The organism is Aeromonas dhakensis (genome assembly GCF_000820305.1).
Taxonomy (GTDB): Bacteria; Pseudomonadota; Gammaproteobacteria; order Enterobacterales; family Aeromonadaceae; genus Aeromonas; species Aeromonas dhakensis.
Genome location: NZ_CDBH01000027.1, coordinates 92469 through 104964, shown reverse-complemented (window position 1 = coordinate 104964; position 12496 = coordinate 92469). Strand labels below are relative to the sequence as shown.

The window sequence follows — 12496 nt, the reverse complement described above, 5'->3', positions numbered from 1 at the left end:
AAAGCCCCGCACTGCGGGGCTTTTTTCGGGTTACTTGATGGCGCAGACACGATCATCTGGTGCCGAGCGGCGACCTCTGCGCCGCCACCACGAGAAGCAGCCATACCCCAGACTCAGCACGACGGCATAGAGCACTTGGGAGGCGAGCGCCACCAGCACCAGGGCGCAGAGCAGCACGCTTATCCCCGCCAGCCCCTTGCCCACCCCGCCGAGCAGACGCCAGCCCGCCGCCATGCAGAGCAGGTAGACCAGCACGAAGTTGCCGTTGGCGTAGCGGATCAGCTCATCGAGGGGCAGTCGCAACCAGATGATGAGGGTGATGCAGAGCAGGCAGATGAGCAGTACCAGACCGAGCGCCCGCAGCGGTGCGCCCCGAGCGGTAAGGACTGCCAGCGAGGGGGGCAGCTTGCCTTCGCGCGCCATGCTCCAGATAAGCCTTGCAAAGCCCTGAATGTAGATGTTGATGCTGGCAAAACAGGAGAGGTAGCCGAGCACTGCCACCAGCCACTTGGCGGTGGGGCCGAACAGCAGGGAGAGCAGGGCCGGAATGGCGGTGGCGTTGGTCGCCTCATCGCCGTAGAGGCCATATTTGAGCACCACCAGCGAGTGTACCCAGTAGATGAGCCCCGCCAACAGTACCCCGCCGAGCAGGGCCAGCGGATAGTCCCGCTCCGGTCGCTTGAACTCCTCCCCCATGTGGGCGAAGGCCTCGAGCCCCACGAAACACCAGAACATCACCGCCAGCGCGGTGGCCATGGCGGGCCACTCGTCCGTCGTCGGCAGCGGCCGGGCGGCGTCGCGCCAGCTGATATCCCCCTTGAACCAGATGAGCAGGGTGAGCCCCAAAATGGCGAGCGCGATCAGCAGCTGCAGGTTGCCGGAGGAGCGCGCACCGCGCAGCCCCAGCAGAAAGACCCCGAGCAGGGTGAGCAGCTGGATACCCCACAGGGTCCACTCCCCCAGATCGAACAGGGCATGCCAGAAGCCGGCGGCGATCATCAGGGCGGCGGGCAGGCCCACCGGCAGCACCGCCAGAAACAGGAAGGCGGAGAAGCGTTCGGCGCCGTTGCCAAAGGCGAGGCCAATCAGGTGTGGCGCCCCGCCGGCGTGGGGGTAGCGGCGGCCGAGGCGAGCGAAGGTAAAGGCAATCGGCAGCACCAGCGCAATCAGCAACAACCAGGCCCAGAGCGAAGCCCCACCTGCCAGCGAGGCGGCGGTAGCCGGCACCACGAAGATCCCGGTGCCGAGCAACGAGGTGGCGAGCAGCCCCATCCCTTGCCAAAGCCCGAGATCCTTTTTCAACCCAGACATATACTTTTGTCCTGTCTAGAAAAACATCCCGCCATGTTAGGCCTGCCCCGCCTCTTTGTTAAGGGCGGCGGCGAGAATATGCCCGGTTTTATGCAAGGCCGTAGCCCTGGACAGCGGCCATAAAAAAAGCCGCCTCTTGCGAGGCGGCTTCTTCATTCAAGCGGGTAACCGGAGTTATCAGGCAATCAGCTTGTAGATGATACCGGACATGGCGATCAGGCCGATGATGGTCACGAAGCCGTTGCTGATGTTGCCAGCGTATTTGCGCATGGCCGGCACCTTGGTGATGGCGTACATCGGCATCAGGAACAGCAGCATGGCGATGATGGGGCCGCCCAGGTCTTCAATCATGCCGAGGATGCTCGGGTTGATGGTGGCGATGGCCCAGGTGGTCAGGATCATGAACACGGCAGTCACTTTGTTCAGTTGCTTGGTGTCAACGTTCTTGCCCTTCTCGCGCAGCGCCTTGGCCATCAGGCCGTTCATGCCCTCTTGCGCACCCAGGTAGTGACCCAGGAAGGATTTGCTGATGGCAACCATGGCGATCAGCGGTGCCACGGTGGCGATGACCGGGTTGTCGAAGTGGTTGGCCAGGTAGGACAGGATGGAGATGTTCTGTTCCTTGGCGGCAGCCAGGTCAGCCGGAGAGAGGCTCAGTACGCAGCTGAATACGAAGAACATAACGGTCATCACCATCATGACGTGGGCGCCCAGCAGGATGTTGCTGCACTTCTTCTCGGCACCTTCACCGTAACGACCCTTGTTGTCCACCGCGAAGGAGGAGATGATCGGGGAGTGGTTGAAGGAGAACACCATGACCGGGATGGCCAGCCACAGGGTCTTGATGAAATCGCCGTTGAAGGCATCACCCAGCGCCGGGGCTTCGGTGATGATGGCACCATTCCAGTGCGGGATCAGGTAGAGCGCCAGACCCATCAGGGTGATCACGAACGGGAATACCAGCACGCTCATCGCTTTGACGATGACCTGGCCGCCCAGACGAACAACCGCCATCAGACCCAGGATCAGCGCCAGTGACAGCACGGCACGGGGAGGTGCAGTCATGCCCAGCTGGTGAACAATCAGGCTCTCGACTGTGTTGGTGATGGCGACCGAGTACATCAGCACGATCGGGTAGATGGCAAAGAAGTAGAGCAGGGTGATGAACTTGCCTGCGGTCTTGCCGAAGTGCTCTTCTACTACTTCGGTGATGTCGCCGTCACGGGTGGAGCCGGACAGCACGAAGCGGGTCAGGCCACGGTGAGCGAAGAAGGTCAGCGGCAGGGCCAGGATCAGCATGGCAACCAGCGGCCACAGACCACCTACACCGGCGTTGATCGGCAGGAAGAGCACACCGGCACCGATGGCGGTACCGTACAGACCCAGCATCCAGACCACATCGGCCTTGTTGATGCCACGGGAAGATGCATTACTGGCTAAGTTGCCTTCTACTGCAATGTTCATGTCAGACATAGGGGTGTTCCTGTCATCAAGGAAAATAGAAAATATCTAGTCAACCGGGCTCAATGCCCTGTCCCATTTCCCTGGAACGCCTGCAGTTCATCCCTGTTTTATTCTCATTCCCATCGCTCCGGCAAACTGGTCATCACTCCATGTAACAACCAAATTGCAACAAACAGACCGGTGGGAAGTGGGCCCGAGGGCCGCAAACGCGTCAGTTTTTACAACTCACTAACACGCCTTTGTTTCGATGAGCTGACTCTAATTAAATCCCCTTAGCGATCACAGTGTTTTTTTGAATTAATCAACCAAAGTTTGATTGGAATCGCCTTTCTGGCGTCAGAGATCACGTTTCGAGCCCAATTTTGTGAACAGCCGTTAACAAATGGAGGTAGTTTCACCCGTATCTATATCCTTATGGGTACAACAATTTCGCTACATGTGTCTGTTTGTTGGCCACGTTGTGCCTTGCCCCGCCCTGGCGTACCCTGTTGTTCAACATTTTTCCGCTGAATTAATATGGCCATCACCCGTACCGACCTCGCCGAACTGGCGGTGTTTGCCGCCGTCGCCCGTCACCAGAGCTTCAGCAAGGCCGCCCTCGAACTCGGGGTCTCGGCATCCGCCCTGAGCCACAGCCTGAAAGGGTTGGAGACCCGGCTGGGGGTGCGGCTGCTCAACCGCAGCACCCGCGCCGTGGTGCCCACCGAGGCGGGCCAGCGGCTGCTGACCCAGTTGCTGCCGACCCTGAACCATCTGGAGAGCGCACTGGGCGAGTTGACCCGTCACAGCGACGAGCCGGTGGGACGGCTGAAGATCTGTGCACCGCGCGGGGCCATCGACGACCTGCTGGCCCCGGTGTTGATCGATTACCTGGTACGCTACCCGCGCATGCAGGTGGAGGTGGTGGAACAGGAGCTGATGCCGCGCCTCATCGAGGATGGCTATGACGCCGCTATCTTCTACGGCGATCTGCTGCCCAAGGAGATGATCGGGGTACCGCTCGGGCCGCCCCAGCGCTATCTGGTGGTGGCGGCGCCCGCCTATCTGGCCGAACGCGGCACCCCGCAACACCCTCGCGAGCTGTCGCGCCACGCCTGCATCGGCTACCGGCTCACCCCCTCCCATCACTACCGCTGGGCCTTCGCCGGGGAGGAGGGTTCCCTGCTGGAGATAGAGGTGACGGGTCCGCTCACCACCAGCACGCCGGCCCTCTATCTGGGGGCGGCCGAGGCGGGGCTGGGGCTGGCCTACTGTCTGGAAGAGGAAGTGAGCCAAAAAGTGGCCCAGGGGAAACTGCTCACCGTGCTGGAACCCTGGTGCCCCACCTTTGCCGGTTTTTATCTCTTCTATCCCAGCCGGCATCAGCTGGGCAGCGGCTTGCGAGCGCTCATCGACATGCTGAAAGCCCACTATCAACCGACCAATTACTGAATATTGCTCATCAATCCTTCAAGTAGAACCCGGATTATCGCAAAAACAATATTAATCTAGACTATCTGCTCGATAATCGAACTCCCCAAGAGAACAGATATGTCTGCCTATTTCACTCTGCGCCAGCGGGCGATGACCCGCCGTTTCTGGGGCTATGCCCTCCCCTCCGTCATGGCCATGCTGGTATCCGGCGCCTACTACCTGGTCGATGGCATCTTCGTCGGCCACTACGTGGGGGCCGCCGGCCTTGCCGGTATCAACCTGGTCTACCCGGTCATCATGGTGCTGATCGGCCTTGCCGCCATGATCAGCATGGGGGCGGCCACCGCCATCTCCTTCCAGCAGGGCGCCAGGAACACCGGGCTGGCCCGCCAGGCGCTGGTCAATGCGCTCTGGTTGCTGGCGGGGCTGGGCACGGTGGCGCCGCTGCTGCTGCACTACTGGCACATCGACATCCTGCTGGCACTGGGCATCGAGCAGGGCACCGACACCTGGCAACAGGCCAGCGACTATCTCTACTGGATCGGCGGCGGTACCCTGCTGCTGGCCTGCAACCTGGCGGTGCCCTATCTGCTGCGCAATGACGGCCGGCCGCGGCTCGCCATGCTGCTGGTCAGCGGCGGCGCCATCCTCAACATCATCCTCAACTACATCATGGTGGGCCGGCTGGGGCTGGGGCTCATCGGTACGGCTCAGGCCACCCTCATCTCGGAAGGGGTGGTCAGCCTGCTGGGCCTGGGTTACTTCTTTACCCGTCACGCCAGATTGCGACTGGAATGGCGCCAGCTGCTGCCCAGCTTGCCGGCTATGCCCAACCTGCTGTTCACCGGTCTGCCGAGCCTCATCGCCCAGTTCAACCTTGGCCTGCTGCTGATGCTGCACAACAGCCAGCTGATGGTGCACGGCTCGGTCAAGGATCTGGCTGGCTTCACAGTCGCCGGCTACACAGAGGCGGTGTTCATCGTGATCCTGCAGGGGCTGGCCTTTGGCATCCAGCCGCTGGTCAGCCAGGCGGCCGGCGCCAAACGCCATCGCGATCTGAAGTTCCTGATGGAGATGGGGCTCAAGATCACGCTCATCTACGGTCTGGCGGTCTGGCTGCTGATCCAGCTGCTGCCGCGCCAGGTGGCCATGCTCTACACCGGCGATCAGGATGGCGAGCTGCTCGCGGCCGCCATCAGCAGCCTGACCCTCAACCTCGGCGCCATTCCGCTGGAGGGGATCATCATGTTCGGCATCGTGCTGCTGCAATCCATGGCGCGCACCCGTCAGGCGCTATTCATCTCCATCGCCAAGACCCTGCTGCTGCTGCCGCTGATCTTCATGCTGCCGCTCTGGTGGGGCCGCGACGGCGTGCTGCTGGCCCAGCCCACGACTGTGCTGCTGCTGACCCTGCCACTGTGCTGGTTGCTGTGGCGCGAGTGGCACCAGCTCAAGCTGGCCTGCGCCCCGCACACCAGGCGCTCGCCCAAGGCGCTTGCCCGTCAGCAGGTCACGCTGGCACGGCGCGCGGGCTGATGCGCGGCTAACCCAGCCGGCTGGCGCAGGTGCGGATCTCGGGCTCGACCAGCGCCTGCTGGGCGGCCACCAGCTGCAGCTCGTAGGCGCCCGCCAGCCAGGTCTGGGCCAGCACCATGTCCACGCTGGCATTGGTGCGCTCGAACGCCGCCACCGGCGTGAAGCCCGCCAGCAGGTTGGCCAGCATGGTGGCACTCAGCAGATCCCCCACTCCGATGGGCTGACGCTGAAACTCATAGAGGGGGCGCGAGATATGAAACGCCCCCTCTTCGCACACCAGCAGCATCTCGAACCGGTCCAGGCTCAAGCCGGCGCGGCCCAGATGCTTGACCATCACCAGCTCGACGCCCCCCTCACGCAGCTGCAGGCAAGCCGCCAGCGCCTCGCTCAGATTGCAGATCTCGCGGCCGGTGAGCTGCTCCAGCTCCAGCAGATTGGGGGCCAGCAGGTCGGCGCAGGCCAGCGCACGGTTTTTCAGAAAATCGGCGACGCCGGGCGCGACGATACACCCCTTGTCGGGATGCCCCATCACGGGGTCGCAAAAATAGCGGGCATGCGGATTGAGCGCCTTGAGGTGGGCCACCGCCGCCAAGATCTCCTCCCCCTGCTCGGCCGAGCCGAGATAACCGCTCAAGATCGCATCGCACTGCCCCAGTACGCCGATGTCGGCCAGCCCCGCCATCAGCTGGCGGATATGGCCGTTTGGCATCACCATCCCCTGCCAGCCTGCGCTGTACTGGGTATGGTTGGAAAATTGCACCGTGTTGACGGGCCACACCTCCAGCCCCATGCGGCGCATGGGAAACACGGCGGCGCTGTTGCCGGCGCAGCCGAACACCACGTGGGACTGGATGGAGAGAACTCGCTTCATGCTGACTCGCAAAAAAATGGATGAACCAAAATGGGAAAAACGGGCCTTGCGGCCCGTTGTTGTCACTCTCGCTTAACGCAGCACCTTGACGGTGTAGCTGCCATCGGCCTGACGATAGAGGCCGTGGATGTCGGTCTCGAAGCCCGGGTAGTGGGCACCGATCTCGCACAGCATCTCGAGGAACTCGAGCACCGGCAGGGAATCCTGGGTCACCATCTCGCCCGGCAGCACCAGCGGCACTCCCGGCGGGTAGGGCAGGATCATGTTGGCGCTGATGCGGTCCACCATGTCGCGCAGCGGCACTTCCACCACGTTGCCGGCCAGCTCCTGCTGCCAGGCGGCATGCGGGGTCATCTTCATCTCCGGCAGCACGTCGAACGCCTTGAACATCAGCTCCGGCAGACGGTACTTGCTGGTCAGCTCGTGAATGCGCTGGGCCAGCTCCTGGATGCGCATCCCTTCGTAGAAGCTCGGGTCTTCACGATAGAGGCTCGGCAGTATGCTCTTGATGGTCAGGTTCAGGTCGTAGCCACGCTTGAACTCGGTCAGGGCACGCAGCAGCTGCATCGCCTTGGACTGATCGATACCGATGGAGAAGAGGAACAACAGGTTGTAGGGGCCGGTCTTCTCCACCACGATGCCGCGCTCGTCCAGGAACTTGGAGACCAGGGACGCCGGGAGGCCGCGCTCCAGCAGCTGGCCATCACGGCCCATGCCCGGGGTCAGCAGAGTGACCTTGATGGGATCCAGGTACATGTGGTCGTCGTCAATGTCCTTGAAGCCGTGCCAGTCATCCTTCGGATCCAGCTTCCAGCACTCGACGGTGTCGATGTCGTCCGGCTGCCATACATCGAAGAACCAGCCTTCGCTCTGCTCGCGCAGGCGCTTGATCTCTTTGCGGAAGGAGATGGCGCGATCGATGGAGTCCTTGATCAGCCGCTTGCCGGTGTTGCCACGCATCATGGCGGCGGAAATCTCGGTCGATGCCACTATGCCGTACTGCGGCGAGGTGGAGGTGTGCATCATGAAGGCTTCGTTGAAGGTCTCTTCCTCCACGTCACCCTTGATGTGGATCATCGACGCCTGGGAGAAGGCCGCCAGCAGCTTGTGGGTGGACTGGGTTTCGTAGAACACCTTGCCCGGCATGGCTTCGCCGCTCATGCCGCACTTGCCTTCGTAGATCGGGCTGAAGTTGGTGTAGGGCACCCAGGCACTGTCGAAGTGGATGTAGGGGGTGTCCAGCGCCTCCTTGATGAAGCCGGTGTTGTAGAGCAGGCCGTCATAGGTGGAGTTGGTGATCACGGCGTAGCGCGGCGCCTGGGCACCCGGTGTCGCGGCCACCTTGGCGGCTATGGTGTCGCGGCTGAATTCGCTCTGCGGGATGCCACCCAGAATGCCGTAGGCGTTGCGGGTCGGACGGAAGTAGATCGGGGTCACGTCGTTCATCATCATCAGGTGAGTGAGCGACTTGTGGCAGTTGCGATCCACCAGCACGGTACTGCCGGCCGGCGCCGAGTACATGCCGACAATCTTGTTGGCGGTGGAGGTGCCGTTGGTGACGATGTAGGAGCGATCGGCGTTGAAGGTACGGGCGATGTACTCCTCGGCTTCCTTGTGCGGACCGGAGTGATCCAGCAGGGAGCCCAGCTCCGGCATGGAGATGGAGACGTCGGCCTTGAACGCGTTCGGGCCGTAGAAGTCATAGAAGATGCTGCCGGCCGGGCTCATCTGGAAGGCGGTACCGCCCATGTGACCCGGAGTACAGAAGGTGTACTTGCCCTCTTCCACGTACTTGAACAGCGCCTTGGTGAACGGCGGCAGGATGGCGTCCTGATACTCCTGAGTGGCCTGACCCATCTTGAGGGCGATGTCGTCGGCCATGCCGAGACGGTACTCGAAGAAGTGCACGTTCAGACGCAGGTCGGTCAGGTGAATGTCCAGGGTGGACTGGTCGTTGGCGAAGGCGAAGATCGGCAGCTTCTCGTTGCGATCGTGGATCTCCTTGCACAGACCCAGGGAGTATTTGTCCCAGTCGAAGATGGCGCCGCAGACGCGGGGGTTCTTCTCGATGAGTTTGAGCAAGTCGGCCACATCGACCGGATAGACGACCTCGAAACCCTTGCGCTCGAGGGAGGCTTGCAGCTGGCGAATGGGTTCTTCTTTAAAGAAAACGCCGAGGTGGTTGAGGATGGCAATGATGTTCATCTTGATGCTCCACACGTAAGAGGGCGCTCTCCATCAGGGATGGTGAGTGAAGAGCGCTCGGAAGATAAAAGGGGAAATCAGTTGCTGGGCTGTTCGCTCAGCAGGGCATCGTGCTGACGCAGGCCCAGTTTTTTGGCGTAGAACATCAGGATGATGAGCGACACCACGAAGGTTGCTGTGAGGTTGGAACCCTTGGCCCCCATCAGGGCAATCAGGCAGAAGACGCAGGCCACACCGGAGAAGATCATGGCGCCGATGCTGCGGGAGGTCATGCCCTCGAAGCGAATGAGGTTAATGCTGGAGTAGAAGTAGGGCAGCATGGTCAGCAGCACCGCATCTGTGGTCAGCACGTTGAAGAGATCGGCAGCGTGGGCGGACTGGGAGGTGAAGGCGGTCAGGCCGACCATCAGCGCAGTCATCTTGAGGGAGCCCAGGATCAGACCCTTCTTGGCGACGCCATTCTTGTCCACTTCGCCATAGATTTTCGGGAAGTTGCCGTCGTGGGCGGCACGCTTGCCCGCCTCGCCCACCAGCATCATCCAGGAACCGAGCGAGGTGAAGCAGGCCAGCGCGGTGAAGGCGGAAACGAACGGTGCAGACCAGCTGCCGAAGATGGCGGAAGAGGCCATGGCAAACGGCGCGCCGGAGGCCGCCACTTCACCGGCCGGGAACATGCCGCTGATCACCTGGGTGGAGAGGATGTAGATGACCCCCGCGATACCGGTGCCCAGCATGGTGGCGAGCGGTACGGTGCGCTTGGGATTCTTCACCATGCCGGAGGAGACGGCGGCAGACTCCACCCCCACGAAGGACCAGAGGCAGATCAGCACGGCGCTGATGACCGCATGCAGGTCGCTGCCGCTGGTGGTGTTCCAGTTCTGGCTGTAGACGGCGCTGTCGAAGTGACCCCAGCCCACCAGCGCGGTGCCCACCACCGGCAGCAGGATCAGCACCAGACCCAGGGTACAGAGCCGGCTCACCCAGCTGCCGCCCAGCAGGTTGACCAGGGTGAAGATCCAGACGGCGGCGATGGTGGCCGCGGCGGCCGGGATCGGGCTGTTGAGGATCGGGAAGAAGACCGAGAGGTAGGAGACGCCGGTGATGGCGATGGCCAGGTTGCCGATCCAGTTGGCGTGGTAGTAGAGCACACCGGTCTGGAAGCCGAACACCGGGGAGATCTCGCCGGCGTAGGCGATGGGGCCGCCCTCCTGCGGGTTCTTGGTGGCGAGGCGGGCGAACACGAAGGCCAGCCCCATGGCGCCGACCAGGCAGATTGCCCAGCTGAACACAGAGATGGAACCTATGGTGGCCAGGGCCGAGGGCAGCAGCGCGATACCGCTCCCCATCATGTTGCCGGCCACCACACCTGTACAGGCGACAAGGCCGATCTTCTTGCTCGTATCTAGGGACATAAAATCTCCGGGTCGATATTAAGGCATCAAACACACGCTTGGCGGAGCCTTCCGCCAATCAATGGCCACAGACTAGGCCTCTGCGCCCCGGAAAACATAAAGTCCCGCTAAGGGATAAAAACATGAGCAAACTTTTTCAGCCCGCCCGTCAAAGCCGATAAAAACAGAGTTAAAACAGCATGTTGACTGAAGGTGCCGCAAGCATCTTGATAAAATCTTGATATCCGTCGCCCCCCTTGATGAGACCACCCGGTGCCACCCGAACCACCTTGATATTTTTCTGATGACCCGCTGCGGTACAGCTGGGCCAACAACCCCCTCTCCCCCGAACTGCATATGCCAAAGCGACCCCCTTTTCCCCTCACCGCCCTTCATTGCACCGCTCGCTTTGCACGACCCGAGATCACCCAGGCCGGCATAACAGCCTCCCACACACCAAACGGACGCAGTGATGACCCGGTGCGATATCGACTAAGGCGGCCAGGTCGCTGGGGCGACGGTCACGGCTGTTGGCATCGACAGGCTGCAACTGCAAATGGCGGCCGGGGCTTTATCAGCAGAGGATGGAACAGGGGGATGGCGCCACCACAGGCCTGCCATGGCCAGTCGTTGCTGCGGGCAAGGGATAGGGATAGAAGAGCAAGCCCGAGTGCCCATGGCAGGGCAAGAAACACGCAGACCGCCCGTGGGCGGCCTGCGATCGGTGGGGCAGAGCGCGGCCGGCGCCGCTCAGAACAGCTTGACCTTGCTCTGGCCCAGGGCGTTGAACAGCGCCGGGGTGAGGGTTTCCATGTTGCTGTAGAAGCCGAGCTGCTGGCAGAGCAGGTAGGTCTGCTCGGTCGCCTCCATCAGGAAGGCCTGGCTGTAGGCATCCCCCGCCGCTTCCGGGTGGCCATCCAGCTCCGCCAGCTTGCCGCGCAATATGTGATAGAGCACAGAGCGGCCCCGGCTGCCAGCCTCACCCAGCAGACGGTTGGCCTCCTGCTGCTGGCCGCCCAGAATGGCCTGCAGGGTCAGCGCCTCCCACACCCGGGCCGGCTGCAGCGGCTGGCTCTGAACCACCCGGGCCAGGTGAGCACCGATCTGCTGCAACCGGTCGCTCTGGGGGGTGCCCGTCAGGGTTGCCAGCGCCTCCCCGGCCAGATAGCGCTCCGCCAGCAGCAGCGGCTGATCCGGCTGGCTGGTCAGCGACTTGTCGAGCAGCTCGACGCCACGCTTGAGGGCCACCGGATCCTGGCTGTTGATGTAGTAGTGCGCCTCCATCATGGCCATCAATGCGCCGTCATCGGTGGGCCAGCCCATGCCAGGCTGCGCGTCAGGCTGATTGAGGGCGCTCAGCAGATCCCGGCTGCTCGCCTGCAGCACCCCGTGCACGTTGTGGCGGCTGAGCTGGTACTGGTGGCTGAACAGCACCCGGTTGGTGTTGATGTTGCGGTACTCCAGATCGAGATAGGTGCCCCCCGGCTGGCGGGAGACCCGCACGCTCAGCTCCTTGCCGGGCAGGATGCCCCCCATCAGGGTATTGGCGCCGTATTGCACCCGCAGCGGCGTGGCAGCGGCCACCTCCCCCATCAGGGCGCGGGTGATGCCGTCGGCGAGGCGCACGTTCTCGTTGCTGCCATCCATGCCGGAGTGAAAGCGAAACACCAGCAGCTCGGGATCCAGCATGGAGTGCACCTGGGGACTGGTGTGCTGATAGCTGAGCAGGCTGACCAGGGCGACCAGGATCGCCACCACGAAGATATCGAAGCCCACCAGCTTCCAGCGACTGCCCCCCTCCCTGGCATGGGTGGTGACGGCGCGGGTCAGCGGGCCGGCCGGGAAGGGGGTGACGTTGGCCTGCTCCTCCTCTTCATCGAGGTCTGGCATCGCGAACGGCGGCCGGGGGGCACTCACGCTCTCCTGCTCGCCTGCCATCACCACCGAGACCACCTGCTGCGGTCGCACCGGCGCCACCAGCTTGTAGCCGCGCTTGGGCACCGTGACTATGTAGTCGGCGGCGTCGTTGCGGCCATCCTTGAGGATCTTGCGCAGCTCGAAGATGGATTGGGTGACCACCTGGTCGGTCACCTCTGCGCCATCCCAGACCTCGTTGATCAGGCAGTCGCGCCCGAACACTGTGCCGGCGTTGCTCGCCAGGAAGCGCAACAGATTGACCAGCCGGGGTTCGAGGTAGACCTCGCGGTCGGGGCGACAGAGCATGTTGTCGTCGACGCTCAGGGTCCAGTCGTGGATCTCAAAAACCGATTCGCTCATGATTCACTCGCTGCAGATGGAGACGATG

8 protein-coding genes are annotated in these 12496 nt (G+C 62.4%); 2 read left to right on the top strand and 6 right to left on the bottom strand.

Features of this window, described 5'->3' with window-relative positions; all coding sequences use genetic code 11:
• Positions 1-30: 30 nt before the first annotated feature.
• Both yjeH and BN1143_RS05825 read right to left on the bottom strand, forming a co-directional pair.
• Entirely contained in the window at positions 31-1311 is a 1281-nt protein-coding gene (gene yjeH, locus BN1143_RS05830) for an L-methionine/branched-chain amino acid transporter (RefSeq protein WP_042049946.1), read from the bottom strand.
• A gap of 177 nt (positions 1312-1488) precedes the next feature.
• On the bottom strand, positions 1489-2784 hold the full coding sequence (locus BN1143_RS05825; RefSeq protein WP_005303413.1) for an HAAAP family serine/threonine permease: 1296 nt from the start codon (positions 2782-2784) through the stop codon (positions 1489-1491).
• A 507-nt stretch (positions 2785-3291) separates the two neighbouring features.
• Between BN1143_RS05825 and BN1143_RS05820 the strand changes: the two genes are divergently transcribed.
• Positions 3292-4206 carry a LysR substrate-binding domain-containing protein gene (locus BN1143_RS05820; protein ID WP_042049945.1) on the top strand — a complete coding sequence of 305 codons (915 nt, stop codon included), beginning with the start codon at positions 3292-3294 and terminating at the stop codon, positions 4204-4206.
• 99 nt (positions 4207-4305) lie between these two features.
• On the top strand, positions 4306-5724 hold the full coding sequence (locus tag BN1143_RS05815) for an MATE family efflux transporter (RefSeq protein WP_042049944.1): 1419 nt from the start codon (positions 4306-4308) through the stop codon (positions 5722-5724).
• 7 nt (positions 5725-5731) lie between these two features.
• On the opposite strand, the gene pdxY is transcribed toward BN1143_RS05815, so the two are convergent.
• From pdxY to cadC, 4 genes are all read right to left on the bottom strand, one after another.
• Positions 5732-6595 carry a pyridoxal kinase PdxY gene (pdxY, locus tag BN1143_RS05810; RefSeq protein WP_017787802.1) on the bottom strand — a complete coding sequence of 288 codons (864 nt, stop codon included), beginning with the start codon at positions 6593-6595 and terminating at the stop codon, positions 5732-5734.
• A 72-nt stretch (positions 6596-6667) separates the two neighbouring features.
• Positions 6668-8800 carry a lysine decarboxylase CadA gene (locus tag BN1143_RS05805; protein ID WP_017784018.1) on the bottom strand — a complete coding sequence of 711 codons (2133 nt, stop codon included), beginning with the start codon at positions 8798-8800 and terminating at the stop codon, positions 6668-6670.
• A gap of 77 nt (positions 8801-8877) precedes the next feature.
• On the bottom strand, positions 8878-10212 hold the full coding sequence (gene cadB, locus BN1143_RS05800) for a cadaverine/lysine antiporter (protein ID WP_042049943.1): 1335 nt from the start codon (positions 10210-10212) through the stop codon (positions 8878-8880).
• Positions 10213-10941: 729 nt separating this feature from the next.
• Entirely contained in the window at positions 10942-12468 is a 1527-nt protein-coding gene (gene cadC, locus BN1143_RS05795) for a lysine decarboxylation/transport transcriptional activator CadC (protein ID WP_042049942.1), read from the bottom strand.
• Positions 12469-12496: the final 28 nt, after the last annotated feature.